Here is a 13401-nt window from a genome sequence, read left to right as displayed (position 1 = left end):
GACTAAGCTAGGAGTTTTTTGGCAGCTAATTTTCCTGATGTTCTGTGGTTTCTACACGTTCTTGTACCGTCTTACCTTCGTTAAGCAAGGCTTGGACAATTTTTTCATCACGAAGTTTGACCGAATCGTTGATGGTTTCAGCAGACCTGATAATGGCTGATTCCAGACGAGCTCTTTCTTGACGCCCCTGATCAATGGCTGCGATAATGCCATTGTTTTGAGCGACCAGACTTTCCGCCAAAGCGGTCACGGTTTCTACGGACATGGTTGGACTTTGAGCAGTCCGCTCCAACATGGGAATAGCTTCCTTACTGGTTTCAGCTAGCATCTGGAGGGCGGCATTATTGGAATTGGTAATGGCATCCGCAGTGACGCCAGATTTAACCGACTGTTGGAGAATACCTAGTTGGGCAATGGAGAGTTTCATGGTTGGAATGGTATTGCGACGGAGCATCCCCAATTTTTGTCGCATGTCAGACGATACCTTGACCATATTTCGCATTTGTGGGGTGGTTGCCCAGGCTACATACAGGCGGCTGACGTATTCGCTATGTTGTTGCTCCAAGGTGTTAATGACCTCAGTCATTCGCGCTAAATCGTTAGATTTTTGCTGGTAGTCCACGCTGGCCGTGTCTAGTTGGGCTAGTTGGCTTTGCATGAGACTGGCACGTTGGGCCGCTTCTGTCTGAGTAGCCTCGATAAAAGCGATAACACCGACTAGGTTTTCAATGGATTTGGTGTTGTCTTCAATCAGCATTTCAGCTGAAACAATATTGCGAGCCAGGGTTTCTTCCTGTTTAACCACTTGGGCTGCCATCCCATCCATTTTTTTTTCAACCGATTGAGCATCAAAATAAAAATCTTGCAGGCTATTTTTACTTTGCTTAAACAATTTTTGGAGGAAATTTGGTTTCTTTTCCAATTCTACTGGAGCAGCGTCCTTGTACTTAGCGACAAAACCGTTCAGTTCACGGTTGGTATTACGCAGGAGATCATCCACTTGGGGGATTTCCAATTTTTTTTGCTCTGCCAAGATGTGGTTGACCGTATTATTGACCTGTTCCACTGTCCCTTGGCCAAAATCTAAAAGGGCATTTTGGTCGCTGATGAAGGTGTCAACTAGGGCAGGGGCCTTGGCAGTGATGGCCGCTTGTTGCTCAGGCGTCAGTTTTTCAAAGAAGGCAATTTGCCCAGTTGAGCTAGTGTCGGTACTAGCGATGATGTCGGTGGTCTTGTCGGTCTTAGCGACAGCATTGTTGGCAATTTGGTCAATGTCAAAGTTAAATGTTTCAGTCATGAATTAAGTCCTTTTCTTAGTAGTTGTCATTTGGGCTGGTTTGGTTTTTCTGGGCCATCATTCGTAAACTAATCTCAAAATCTTGTAAGTCATTTTCATTGAGCTGACGAATGGTTTCATCCAAGTCCTTATCAAAAGTCTCCATGGCTTGCTTGGCACTGGCTAGGCGTTCATCTGCCTTGTAGTAGTTTTTTGGGGACTCTTTAATGTAGAGATAGCCTGAGAGAATATCGTGGAAACGGGCCATTTCAGCCTCATGTAGGGCAGTCAATTCCGCCTTGTTGTGGCTATTAGAGGTCTTGATTTTTTCTGTAATGGTCTGGTGGTCAATTTGAATATTGCGGTAAATCGTCATCAACTCTGGGGCCAGTTTCATGAGTTTTTCCTCCTCCATGCTGGCTGGTTGGCTATCTGTCGGCATGTTGAGGGCTTCCAGTTGGACCTTGATGTCAGTAGTGGTTACCTCAACTTTTTTACTAATCCGTTTGTAGATATTGAGGTCCATGTCATCTTTTAATTGTTTGGCTTCTTGCCCAATTTCAGCCAGTTGAGGCAGCAACTGGCGAGCCAAGATAGCATACTGAGTATAGGATTTTTCGTCCAAATAGTTCTCTAAAAGCTTGAGTTGGCGGTCGCAACGGTTGATGGTTTCTTTCAAATCCAACAAGCGGGTTTTGGTATTGACCTGCTCCAGTCGGTTTTTACTTGGTAACATCAGCATTGTGGCACTGGTAGCTACTCCCATTAGGGAAAAAGCAGTGAGTAAACATAAATCTCCCCCTGCAAAATCAATCCCTACCCCTAAGATGGACAAGGCAAAAATCAGGCCAGCTCTCTTAGTGCGTTTTTTCATAGGCATCATACTTTCTTTCAATGGTTACTTCCATTTTAGCTAAAAAGTGGAAAATTTACAAAGAAAGAGTGGCTAGGAAACGGGAAAATCAGTCTTAGGGAGGGCTTGTCTTGCCTAATCATGAAAAATGGTTAAAAAGAAGGGTTTTTCTTGCAGAAAATCCCAAGCCATGCTATAATGAAAAGGTCGGTTTTACCGATAATACTCATCTCAAATGGATTGTGTCTCTGTTGCCCTTGTGGTGGAGCTGCGAGTTTAAGTTTGGGAGAGGCAAAAACATTTTACAAAGGAGAAATACTCATGGCAGTAATTTCAATGAAACAACTTCTTGAGGCTGGTGTTCACTTTGGTCACCAAACTCGTCGCTGGAACCCTAAAATGGCTAAATATATCTTTACAGAACGTAACGGTATCCATGTCATTGACCTTCAACAAACGGTAAAATTGGCTGACCAAGCTTACGATTTCATGCGTGACGCAGCAGCAAACGATGCCGTTGTCTTGTTCGTTGGTACGAAGAAACAAGCTGCAGAAGCAGTGGCTGAAGAAGCAGCGCGTGCTGGTCAATACTTTATCAACCACCGTTGGTTGGGTGGAACCCTTACGAACTGGGGAACAATCCAAAAACGTATTGCACGCCTTAAAGAAATCAAAGCAATGGAAGAAAACGGAACATTTGACGTTCTTCCTAAGAAAGAGGTTGCTCTTCTTAACAAACAACGTGCCCGTCTTGAGAAATTCTTGGGTGGTATCGAAGACATGCCACGTATTCCAGATGTGATGTATGTTGTTGACCCACACAAAGAACAAATCGCTGTTAAAGAAGCGAAAAAACTTGGTATCCCAGTAGTTGCTATGGTTGATACCAATGCTGATCCAGATGATATCGATGTGATTATCCCAGCAAATGATGACGCTATCCGTGCGGTTAAATTGATCACAGCTAAATTGGCTGACGCTATCATCGAAGGTCGCCAAGGTGAAGATGCTGCGGTTGAATTTGAAGCAGCAACTGAAGCTGATTCAATTGAAGAAATTGTTGAAGTTGTAGAAGGCGACAACAACTAATTCTAAAAGTGTAAGCAAAACCTAAGGGGCAGGGCTTAGCCCTCCCCTTTTTATGATAAAAGGAGAAGAAGAATGGCAGAAATTACTGCAAAACTCGTTAAAGAATTGCGTGAAAAATCAGGTGCTGGCGTTATGGACGCTAAAAAAGCTCTTGTTGAAACTGATGGCGACATTGATAAAGCGATTGAATTGCTTCGTGAAAAAGGAATGGCAAAAGCAGCTAAGAAGGCTGACCGTGTTGCTGCAGAAGGTTTGACAGGTGTTTACGTTAATGGTAACGTGGCAGCGGTTGTTGAAGTTAATGCTGAAACTGACTTCGTTGCGAAAAATGCTCAATTCGTTGATTTGGTGAATGAAACAGCTAAGGTTATCGCTGAAGGCAAACCAGCTAACAACGAAGAAGCTCTTGCCCTAACCATGCCTTCAGGTGAAACTCTTGAAGCCGCTTATGTCAACGCAACAGCAACGATCGGAGAAAAAATCTCATTCCGTCGTTTTGCCCTTGTTGAGAAAACAGATGAGCAAGCCTTTGGCGCTTATCAACATAATGGCGGTCGTATCGGTGTTATCACGGTTATCGAAGGTGGCGATGAAACCCTTGCTAAGCAAGTGTCAATGCACGTTGCTGCCATGAAACCAACAGTGCTTTCATACACTGAACTTGACCCACAATTTGTCAAAGATGAATTGGCTCAATTGAACCATGCTATCGAGCAAGATAACGAAAGCCGTGCTATGGTTGATAAACCAGCTCTTCCACTGCTTCAATACGGTTCAAAAGCTCAGTTGACGGACGAAGTTATCGCCCAAGCTGAAGAAAACATCAAGGCTGAATTGGCAGCAGAAGGCAAACCAGAACAAATCTGGGATAAAATCTTGCCAGGTAAGATGGATCGCTTCATGCTTGACAACACCAAGGTTGACCAAGCTTATACCCTTCTTGCTCAAGTTTACATCATGGATGACAGCAAGACCGTCGAAGCTTACCTTGAATCAGTAAATGCCAAAGCGGTATCATTTGCTCGTTTTGAAGTTGGTGAGGGTATCGAAAAAGCGTCTAACGACTTCGAAGCAGAAGTTGCTGCAACAATGGCAGCTGCTTTGAACAGCTAATTTAACCACCTGATAAAAGTTCTAGCCTTGGGCTAGGGCTTTTTCCTTTACTGGTTTTTTAAGGGAAATTATGATAAAATAGTCAAATAAGGTCAATGGTTCAGAAAGGAGACTTATGGTAAATAAAAGCACATCTGATAGCATTGAAGAATACATTAAAAAGATTTTGACCCAGACTGGTTTTGTGGAAATTCGACGATCTAGTTTGGCGGATGAATTTCAAGTGGTACCCAGTCAAATTAACTATGTCATCAAGACACGATTTACGGAGAATCGTGGCTATGTGGTAGAAAGTAAGCGGGGTGGCGGTGGTTATATTCGGATTGCTAAAGTTTCTTTTTCGGATAACCACCATTTACTAAGAAGTTTGACAGATTCCATTGGTGTGACTGTGGGTCAACAGGTGTTTGCTGATATGATTCAGTTCCTCTTTGATGAAAAAATTATCAGTAAACGCGAGGGTGAGATGATTTTAGCGGCTAGTTGTGATGAGGTCCTAGGTCAGGAGGCACCAGCCATTCGTGCGCGCATGCTACGAAAATTATTACAACGATTAGATAGAAAAGGACATTAGTCATGAACAACTATTCAAGCAAAATGCAGGAAATTTTTGGCCTAGGTCAATTTATTGCGAGCAGTTTTGAGAGTCGCTTTTTAGAAACTTGGCATGTTTTACTGGCTATGGTGGCTACGGAAAATTCTATTGCTAGCCTTAGTTTTTTAGAATTTGAAGCAGACTTTCCCATTACTGCCTATCAGGCGGCAGCTATTCAAATGGTAGGGAAAGAGCCAAGAGAAGTTTCCCCTAATTTTCCTTTCGTGGCCCAATCAAGAGGTTTAATGAGACTATTGGATTATGCTGTAGCTATTTGTCAAGCAACTTCTAAGCAAGAAATTGGCTCAGAGCATGTGCTAGAAGCCCTGTTGTTGGGTAAGGATTCTGTAGCTATTTGCCTATTGGAATTGGTTGGTTTTGGTTATTCAGACGAAGATGGTAGTTTGGTCAAGATGATTGATTTACGCAAGAGTTTGGAACGCCATGCCGGTTTTACTAAGGAACAGATTAAAGCGATCCATGAGATTAAAAAGCCAAAACGACTAAAAAGTGGTGGCTTTTCAGAAATGATGAAGGCTCCGACAACGGCAGGTGAATTGGAAGAATTTACCCGTGATCTGACTGAGATGGCCCAAAAAGGCCTACTTGACCCAGTCATCGGACGAGAGCAGGAAATTACCCGTATGGTCAGGGTTTTGAGCCGAAAGACCAAAAACAACCCAGTTTTGGTTGGTGATGCTGGTGTTGGTAAAACGGCCCTAGCTTACGGCCTGGCCCAGCGGATTGTCAATGGCGAAATTCCTTATGAACTCCATGATTTTCGTGTTTTAGAACTGGACATGATGACCGTCTTGGCTGGCACTCGTTTTCGTGGTGATTTTGAGGAACGAATGAACAAGATTATCGCTGATATTGAGGCTGATGGCAAGATTATCCTCTTTATCGATGAATTGCACACGATTATGGGTTCAGGTAGTGGTGTTGAAGGCACGCTTGATGCGGCAAATATCTTAAAACCAGCCCTATCCCGTGGTTATCTTCGGATGGTGGGAGCAACAACCCAGGAAGAATACCAAAAACACATTGAAAAAGATGCCGCACTTTCTCGTCGTTTTGCAAAAATTACCCTTGACGAGCCAAGTGTTGATGAAGCCTATCAAATTCTTTTGGGTGTCAAGGATAGCTATGAGCGTTACCACCGTGTTCAGATTGCAGATGAGGTGGTGATGACAGCCGTCAAGGCGGCCCACCGTTACTTGACCAATAAACGCCTCCCAGATTCGGCCTTGGACTTGCTTGACGAAACCAGTGCTACCGTACAGACCATGGTTAAAAAGGAGCCAGATGCCGCCTTAACTGCCCTAGATCAAGCCCTCTTGGCAGGAGACATGGTCCAAGCTAAAACATTATATGCTAAAAAGGAACAAAACCAGGCTGTCAAGCCAGTTCTAGTTAGTCAGGCTGACGTTTTAGCAACGCTTAGTCGTTTATCAGGGATTCCAGTAGAAAAATTAAGTCAGGCTGACCAAAAACGTTATTTAAACTTGGAAAAAGAGTTGCACCGACGGGTCGTGGGTCAAGCTGCTGCTGTATCAGCTATATCACGAGCCATTCGTCGCAATCAGGCCGGTATTCGAACAGGTAAGCGTCCAATTGGTTCCTTTATGTTCCTTGGTCCAACTGGGGTCGGTAAGACTGAGCTGGCCAAGGCTTTGGCGGAAATCTTGTTTGACGATGAATCGGCTTTACTCCGCTTTGACATGAGTGAGTACATGGAGCAATTTGCTGCCAGTCGTCTCAATGGTGCTCCCCCTGGTTATGTTGGCTACAATGAAGGGGGCGAATTGACAGAAAAGGTAAAAAATAAGCCTTACTCAGTTCTGCTTTTTGATGAAATTGAAAAAGCCCATCCTGATGTCTTTAACCTACTCTTGCAGGTCTTAGATGATGGTGTTTTGACCGATAGTCGTGGACGACGTGTTGATTTTAGCAATACCTTGATTATCATGACCAGTAATTTAGGGGCAACTGCCTTACGAGATGATAAAACAGTTGGTTTTGGAGCTAAGGATTTAAGTCAAGATCAAGCGGCAGTGGAAAAACGGATTATGGAAGAATTGAAAAAGGCCTACCGGCCTGAATTCCTCAATCGGATTGATGAAAAAATTGTCTTTCACCGCTTGGATCAAGAACAGTTGCTTGCCATTACCAAGTTGCTCTTGCAGCCCTTGGTTAAACAATTGGCAGAGCAGGGCATCAGCCTAAAAATCCAGCCAGCAGCCCTCAAGCAACTAGCTACTGATGGCTATGATGCAGAGATGGGGGCAAGGCCTCTACGCCGGACCATTCAAACGCAAGTTGAAGACAAACTGGCTGAATTATTATTATCAGGCCAGCTGACGGCTGACCAGACCCTTAAAATCGGGACCAAGCAAGGTAAACTAAAATTTGATATTAGCTAAAAAGACTGGCTGGCCCAGTCTTCTTGCTACTGATGCAGAAGGAGATGTTATGAAGAAAAGATTAGTTACGGTTAGCTTGTTTGCTAGCTTGGTGTTGCTGTCAGCCTGTCAATCGTCATCGAAAAAAGAGAGCGCGACTAAGTCAGCACCATCAGGACAAACGAGCACCAGTCAAACCAGCTCACAAGCAGTTGAAACCAGCACCGCAGAATCCAGCAGTTCAAGTACTCTAGCTAGCAGTCCTTCGTCAGCTGCAGAAAAGCCTCTTGATTACGATACCCTCTATGCGGATACTTTAGCCAAGGTGGCGGCTGATGACAATGCAGTCACCCTCTATGCTTTTTATGATATTGATGGCAATGGCACCAAGGAACTGTTGACAGGTGACCGTTCAAGTGATGGTAAAGTCTATGCTTTGGCTCTCTATTACCTGAAAAATGGGGTGTCAACCTACCTTGCCCATTCTCAAGTCGCTCCTGCAGGTGGTTATCGAGCAGATTTTTCCATCAATTCCAATGGTACAGTGACTCAGTATGAGTGGACGAGCCATGAGGGCAAAGGGACAGCCAAAACCTACCGGATCCAAGCAGATAATAGTGGTTTAGTGACCCTGTCCGACAAAGCAGTGGTTATGGAGAGTCAGGAGCAGGTGGCAGAAGCAGACCCCAACCCTTTAGAGCTGTCTAGTTTGGAGTGGAAGGAGCTTGTTCGACCAAGCCAAACCAAGGTGACCGAAAAGTCAAGTTTAGACCTAGAAGCGATTGCCCAAGGGGACCTGTCCTCTATCGCAGGGACTTACCCAGCTGCTAAGGGTGGCATGGACTTTACCATCAATGCTGATGGCACAGGCTCTATCAGTAAGAGTGACGGTACTTGGGATTTTCAGTTTAGTAATTTCCGTATGGAGAATGGTATGGCTCAGTTTAATGCGTCATTTGCAGGTGCAACCTATGCTGTTGTTCCTGCAGGTCAAGCCTCGCCTAACGACCTCTATCAAATGTTTGGCGATGATAGCAGTCGTAATCGTGTTTTAATCACAGGCGAAGGGATTAACGTTTTCTTCCTAGACTAAACTCATCAAGCTAAAAAGACTGGCTAGTCCAGTCTTTTAATATATCCTTGAAGTGTAACAAAAAAAGGTAGCTTATCGCTACCCTTTAGGAGATTTATGAAAAAGAAATAATATTTAGGATGGTTATAGTATAGGTTATGAAGCTTAAGGTTAACTTAAAGCATCAAACTTTTATCTGGCAGAAGCAAAAATGGTTTCAACTTCGGTCAAGCTCTCAGCACGAGAGACAGCTCCACGAATTTTAGCGGCACCAGATGTACCACGCAGGTAGTGAGGAGCCAGGCCACGAAATTCACGGACGGCGATATGTTCACCCTTGAGTTTGACCAAACGAGTGAGGTGGTCATAGGCGATGTCTAGTTTTTTCTCAAAAGGCAGGTCAGGGAGGACTTGGCCCGTTTCAAAATAGTGATTGATTTGGGTAAAGATGTAGGGGTTGTTCATGGCTGCACGTCCAATCATGACGGCATCGGCTCCAATGTCATCAATCATAAATTTGGCCTCTTCCACACTGCGAATGTCGCCATTAGCAATGAAAGGAATTTTAGTTAGGGCCTTGGCAACCTTAGCCAGGGTTTCATGGTCACAGGTGCCAGTGTACATTTGCTCACGGGTACGACCGTGCATAGCGAGGGCAGAGACACCAGCGGATTCTGCGGCAAGAGCATTTTCAACGGCTAAGGAAGCATCTGCCCAACCAGTCCGCATTTTTACGGTTAGGGGGATATCAAGCACGGATTGGACGGTGTGAATCACTTGATAAATCTTTTCAGGGTCCTTGAGCCATTTGGCCCCAGCTTCATTTTTAACGATCTTGTTGACGGGACAGCCCATGTTGATGTCTACGATGTCTGTTTTGGTATTTTTTTGGATAAATTCTGCGGCCCGAGCTAAACTATCGCCATCGCTACCAAATAATTGAATGGAAACGGGATTTTCTCCCTCTTCAATGTGCAACATGTGCAGGGTTTTTTCATTATTATATTGAATTCCCTTGTCAGAAACCATTTCCATGACAACCAGTCCGGCACCAAATTCCTTGGCGATGGTCCGAAAGGCAGAGTTAGTCACGCCAGCCATGGGGGCCAGGACTGTCCGATGGGGGATTTCTACATTTCCAATCATAAATGAGGAATTAAGCTTTGTCATTAATCAATTTCTCCAAATCATTTTCTGTAAAGTAATAGGTAGTGCCACAAAACTGGCAGTTGATTTCTGCCCCTTGGTCTTCTTCCTTCATTTCCGACAAATCCGTTTTAGGTAGGGTGATTAAGGCCTGTTCAAAACGTTCTTTTGAGCAGTCGCAGTGGAAGGAAAGCGGACTTTCGTCTAGGAGTTTATAGTCATCCTCGCCATAGATGGCATCTAACAGGGCAGAAATATGGTCTTCAGAAGCCAGTAGGCTAGAGATGGCGGGCATCTTTTGAATCCGTTCTTCGTAGCGGGTAATTTCATGCTCAGGAGCACCTGGTAGGACTTGTAACATGAAGCCACCAGCCACTTGAACCTTGTCCTCCTTGTCCAAGAGGACATTTAGCCCAACAGCAGAAGGGGTTTGCTCGCTTTCGGTCAGGTAGTAGGCCAGGTCTTCACCGATTTCACCACTGATGAGGGGGGTTGTTGAGGTATAGGGATTCCCTGTGCCATAATCCACGATGGTGACGAAGTGGCCATTGCCCATAAACGGTCCGACCAGGACTTCACCAGTGGCTGTTTTTTTGATGTCAACGCCCTTATTTTGAATATAGCCCTTGACCTCCCCCTTGCTATTAGCAACAGAGATAATATGACCAAAGGAACTATCGCCAATCACTTTGACAGTGACCTTGCTGTCTCCCTTTTGGTTAGCAGCTAAAATCTGATTGGCGATGAGGGTGCGCCCCAAGGCAACGGTTGAACTGGCTTGTGTTTGATGTTTTTCTTGGGCTGTTCGGACGGTTTCAGTACAATCAAGGACGAAAGCACGGAAATAGCCAGAACTAGCTATTGATTTTACTATTTTATCCATTCTTTTATTATAGCATAAGGCAACCGGGATGGGCTTTTCACGGCTTTGATTTCTCAAAAAATCTTTTCACGGAATGGGCGACAAAAAATGCTAGGGAAAATGAAAAAACTAGGCATAAACGCTTGACGAAAACCTGATAAGTTTGATAATATAGAAGACGGTATTGTTTACCCCATTTGAAAGGCCCCGGAACCTTCCAAATAACTTAGATGGGCTGGAACACCCATTATATGTAAACAAAAACGAATTCGTATAGGAGAAATCATGAATAAAACAACTTTTATGGCTAAACCAGGCCAAGTTGAGCGTAAATGGTATGTTGTTGACGCAACAGATGTACCTCTTGGACGTCTTTCTGCAGTAGTTGCTAGCGTACTTCGCGGAAAAAACAAACCAACTTTCACACCACACACTGATACAGGTGATTTTGTTATCGTTATTAATGCTGAAAAAGTTAAATTGACTGGTAAAAAAGCAACGGATAAAATCTACTACACTCACTCATTGTACCCAGGTGGTTTGAAACAAATCTCTGCTGGAGAATTGCGTTCTAAAAACGCTGTTCGTTTGATTGAAAAATCAGTTAAAGGCATGCTTCCACATAACACTCTTGGACGTGCTCAAGGGATGAAATTGAAGGTATTTGTTGGTGGTGAGCACACACACGCTGCACAAAAACCAGAAGTACTTGATATCTCAGGACTTATCTAAGAGGAAAGGAGCAAATAAATTATGGCACAAGCACAATATGCAGGTACTGGCCGTCGTAAAAACGCTGTTGCACGCGTTCGTTTGGTTCCAGGTACTGGTAAAATTACTGTAAACAAAAAAGATGTTGAAGAGTACATTCCACATGCTGACCTTCGCCTTGTTATCAACCAACCATTTGCAGTGACATCAACTGAAGGATCATACGATGTTTTCGTTAACGTTGTTGGTGGTGGTTATGCAGGTCAATCAGGTGCAATCCGTCATGGTATTGCACGTGCCCTTCTTCAAGTTGACCCAGACTTCCGTGATTCATTGAAACGTGCAGGTCTATTGACTCGTGACGCACGTATGGTTGAACGTAAGAAACCAGGTCTTAAGAAAGCTCGTAAAGCTTCACAATTCAGTAAACGTTAATATCCAGTTATATCAACTTTTACAGGCACTTTGCAAGTTATTTGCAAGGTGTTTTTTTGTGGAAAAGTGGGTTTGGTAATCTCTTAAGACCTGGATAAATGTTAGTGGAAAAAGAAAGCTAAGGTTATTTAGCTTTACCGAGATAGTCAGCAAATGTTGTCATGGATTGTTTTTCACCAGCTTTTGTAGCCTGGCTATAGGTGTCTAGAGTCATTTGACTACTTTAATGTTCTAACCGTTGTTCTTGTACAGTAAGTGACATAAAATTATCTTCTATGGAGAGAGGTGCGATATGTAGCTAGCCTTTCTCTTGGATAGATTCTTACTTCCATTTATGGAGTATGGTGTATGTAGGTCTCATCATTAAGGCAGATTTAGCGCACAGAAAAAGAATTTTTCGTACCTTTTCAACAGCATGTCCCTTTATCCTACCTAAGCTTTTATTGATAGTTAGTAATTGGGTATTTGGATTAAAATCTGCCCATCTAAGAGTATACAATTCACCTTTTCGTAAGCTACTATAAGCTAATAGTCTGAATAAGACATAGTTCTTGTAGGGTTTATTTTCGAAAATAATTTGTAAAAACTGTCGCAACTCACTAACTGACCGGTAATTTTTCCTAGCAGTTTTTTTGATTTTAGGGATAATAACCTTACTCATACATAGGATTGCGTTTGATGTAGTTTATATTGATGGCAAATTCAAAGATTTTCGAGGTGTATGACTTGATTTGCTTCATGTTCTTGAATGATTTCGTCTTATCTGTGATAAAGGTTTAGCAGTTTAGAGGACTAATTTTTGAAATCTTTTTCTCTCCAAAGGTATGAAGACGATACAAATCAGCTGTTTTTGCAGCTGTTGTTGCCTCTACGGTATCTTGGTAAGCTTCGTACCATTTTGGGTACAATTCTCTGTAAGCAAATGATGTTTGCTTTGAGGTTTGAATGAAAGTTCCAGAATTGAGTTGATAAGTAATAGCTATTTTATGTGTTTTGGCAGCTTTACGAGTTTTGAATCTTCGTTTAGTGTAATATTTTTTCTTACCGTAATCGTTTAGACCAAGGTAAATTTTGACAAAATAAGTGGTTCCTTTAAGGGATTGGTATTTATGAATTGACATACCATTTCTCCGTATTGTTAAAGTTTTCGGAGCTTATGTAATTGAGAAATGTTAGCTTGTTTTGTGTCGCGATCTGCCCATCTAATTTGTTATTCTTCCGTCTGAATCCATGATTTCCAAATAGCTGGTTTTTGGTTTTGGTTATTCATATACTTGATGAAGTCTTTCATTGGGGTTGCTTCATAATTTAACAAGGAATTAGAGAGTGCGTCTAAGGTCATCTGAGAAAGTCTTATTTAAGGGCATAGATGGATTTCACCAAGCTCAATACTTTTTTTGAGTCTATCCATATCGCTCTTAAAAGGCGTTACAGAGGTGATTTCTCATGTTTAAAAACTATCTGCGACTATCTTCAGATTTGATGGAGCATGTTTCTCATCATCAATTCCAGGAATATAGGCGAATGAGGCTCCAAAATAATCAGCAAGTTTTTGAGCATTCTTTTTTTAGGTTTTCGTATTCCTTGGTTGCAGCTAGATAATGTTGAATAGGATATATCTAGCGCATCACTGATACTTTTTATTTTTTTGCCAATTTCTTTGATAAATTTAGCTATATTATTAGTCATAGATTCTTCTTAAATGACATCCTATCCGATACAAAAAGTATTTATAATTTAAAATGTATAATAAAATATACAAATTTTCGGGGTTTATTTAATTGAGAAATAGAAATGAGGTAATCTTATGACTGATGAAATGACTTTAGTTGTACAACTGTCAAAAT

At 42.7% G+C, this 13401-nt stretch carries 11 protein-coding genes and 2 pseudogenes; 7 read left to right on the top strand and 6 right to left on the bottom strand.

Features of this window, described 5'->3' with window-relative positions:
• Positions 1-25: 25 nt before the first annotated feature.
• Together FRX57_RS05610 and FRX57_RS05605 are read right to left on the bottom strand one after the other, a co-directional pair.
• Positions 26-1297 (bottom strand): toxic anion resistance protein, encoded by a 1272-nt coding sequence (locus tag FRX57_RS05610; RefSeq protein WP_146567538.1) that lies wholly within the window; start codon positions 1295-1297, stop codon positions 26-28.
• A gap of 16 nt (positions 1298-1313) precedes the next feature.
• On the bottom strand, positions 1314-2150 hold the full coding sequence (locus tag FRX57_RS05605) for a hypothetical protein (RefSeq protein ID WP_146567536.1): 837 nt from the start codon (positions 2148-2150) through the stop codon (positions 1314-1316).
• A gap of 300 nt (positions 2151-2450) precedes the next feature.
• Between FRX57_RS05605 and rpsB the strand changes: the two genes are divergently transcribed.
• The 5 genes from rpsB (at position 2451) to FRX57_RS05580 (ending at position 8421) form a co-directional block, all read left to right on the top strand.
• Positions 2451-3218, top strand: coding sequence for a 30S ribosomal protein S2 (rpsB, locus tag FRX57_RS05600; RefSeq protein ID WP_146567534.1), 768 nt, complete (start codon positions 2451-2453; stop codon positions 3216-3218).
• Positions 3219-3290: 72 nt separating this feature from the next.
• Positions 3291-4331, top strand: a complete 1041-nt coding sequence (gene tsf / locus FRX57_RS05595) for a translation elongation factor Ts (RefSeq protein WP_146567532.1) — start codon at positions 3291-3293, stop codon at positions 4329-4331.
• 115 nt (positions 4332-4446) lie between these two features.
• Positions 4447-4905 carry a CtsR family transcriptional regulator gene (locus FRX57_RS05590; protein ID WP_146567530.1) on the top strand — a complete coding sequence of 153 codons (459 nt, stop codon included), beginning with the start codon at positions 4447-4449 and terminating at the stop codon, positions 4903-4905.
• Between the two features lie 2 nt (positions 4906-4907).
• Positions 4908-7349, top strand: coding sequence for an ATP-dependent Clp protease ATP-binding subunit (locus tag FRX57_RS05585; protein ID WP_146567528.1), 2442 nt, complete (start codon positions 4908-4910; stop codon positions 7347-7349).
• Between the two features lie 49 nt (positions 7350-7398).
• Positions 7399-8421, top strand: coding sequence for a DUF6287 domain-containing protein (locus FRX57_RS05580; RefSeq protein WP_146567526.1), 1023 nt, complete (start codon positions 7399-7401; stop codon positions 8419-8421).
• Between the two features lie 171 nt (positions 8422-8592).
• Here the strand turns inward: FRX57_RS05580 and dusB are convergent, their stop codons facing one another.
• Together dusB and hslO are read right to left on the bottom strand one after the other, a co-directional pair.
• Positions 8593-9570 (bottom strand): tRNA dihydrouridine synthase DusB, encoded by a 978-nt coding sequence (dusB, locus tag FRX57_RS05575; RefSeq protein ID WP_146567524.1) that lies wholly within the window; start codon positions 9568-9570, stop codon positions 8593-8595.
• Positions 9557-10429: an Hsp33 family molecular chaperone HslO gene (gene hslO, locus FRX57_RS05570; RefSeq protein ID WP_146567522.1), complete on the bottom strand. Its 873-nt coding sequence runs from the start codon at positions 10427-10429 to the stop codon at positions 9557-9559. Before hslO ends, dusB begins: the two co-directional genes overlap by 14 nt.
• A 264-nt stretch (positions 10430-10693) precedes the next feature.
• Between hslO and rplM the strand changes: the two genes are divergently transcribed.
• Entirely contained in the window at positions 10694-11140 is a 447-nt protein-coding gene (rplM, locus tag FRX57_RS05565) for a 50S ribosomal protein L13 (protein ID WP_146567520.1), read from the top strand.
• Positions 11141-11161: 21 nt separating this feature from the next.
• Positions 11162-11554, top strand: a complete 393-nt coding sequence (rpsI, locus tag FRX57_RS05560; RefSeq protein ID WP_012516324.1) for a 30S ribosomal protein S9 — start codon at positions 11162-11164, stop codon at positions 11552-11554.
• A 124-nt stretch (positions 11555-11678) separates the two neighbouring features.
• On the opposite strand, the pseudogene FRX57_RS05555 reads toward rpsI, so the two are convergent.
• Positions 11679-12675: pseudogene (locus FRX57_RS05555) on the bottom strand (tyrosine-type recombinase/integrase).
• 89 nt (positions 12676-12764) lie between these two features.
• Positions 12765-13243: pseudogene (locus FRX57_RS07850) on the bottom strand (helix-turn-helix domain-containing protein).
• Positions 13244-13401: the final 158 nt, after the last annotated feature.

It is taken from the genome of Streptococcus cuniculipharyngis, from assembly GCF_007859195.1.
Lineage (GTDB): Bacteria > Bacillota > Bacilli > Lactobacillales > Streptococcaceae > Streptococcus > Streptococcus cuniculipharyngis.
The sequence above is the reverse complement of the archived record's forward strand: the minus strand, read 5'-3'. Positions and strand labels throughout refer to the sequence as shown.

Excerpts from the sequence above, each read along its gene's own strand:
- FRX57_RS05580 (WP_146567526.1), top strand. The coding sequence starts at position 7,399 with ATGAAGAAAAGATTAGTTACGGTTAGCTTGTTTGCTAGCTTGGTGTTG.
- FRX57_RS05605 (WP_146567536.1), bottom strand. The coding sequence starts at position 2,150 with ATGAAAAAACGCACTAAGAGAGCTGGCCTGATTTTTGCCTTGTCCATC.
- dusB (WP_146567524.1), bottom strand. The coding sequence starts at position 9,570 with ATGACAAAGCTTAATTCCTCATTTATGATTGGAAATGTAGAAATCCCC.
- rpsB (WP_146567534.1), top strand. The coding sequence starts at position 2,451 with ATGGCAGTAATTTCAATGAAACAACTTCTTGAGGCTGGTGTTCACTTT.
- rplM (WP_146567520.1), top strand. The coding sequence starts at position 10,694 with ATGAATAAAACAACTTTTATGGCTAAACCAGGCCAAGTTGAGCGTAAA.
- rpsI (WP_012516324.1), top strand. The coding sequence starts at position 11,162 with ATGGCACAAGCACAATATGCAGGTACTGGCCGTCGTAAAAACGCTGTT.
- tsf (WP_146567532.1), top strand. The coding sequence starts at position 3,291 with ATGGCAGAAATTACTGCAAAACTCGTTAAAGAATTGCGTGAAAAATCA.
- FRX57_RS05590 (WP_146567530.1), top strand. The coding sequence starts at position 4,447 with ATGGTAAATAAAAGCACATCTGATAGCATTGAAGAATACATTAAAAAG.
- hslO (WP_146567522.1), bottom strand. The coding sequence starts at position 10,429 with ATGGATAAAATAGTAAAATCAATAGCTAGTTCTGGCTATTTCCGTGCT.
- FRX57_RS05585 (WP_146567528.1), top strand. The coding sequence starts at position 4,908 with ATGAACAACTATTCAAGCAAAATGCAGGAAATTTTTGGCCTAGGTCAA.
- FRX57_RS05610 (WP_146567538.1), bottom strand. The coding sequence starts at position 1,297 with ATGACTGAAACATTTAACTTTGACATTGACCAAATTGCCAACAATGCT.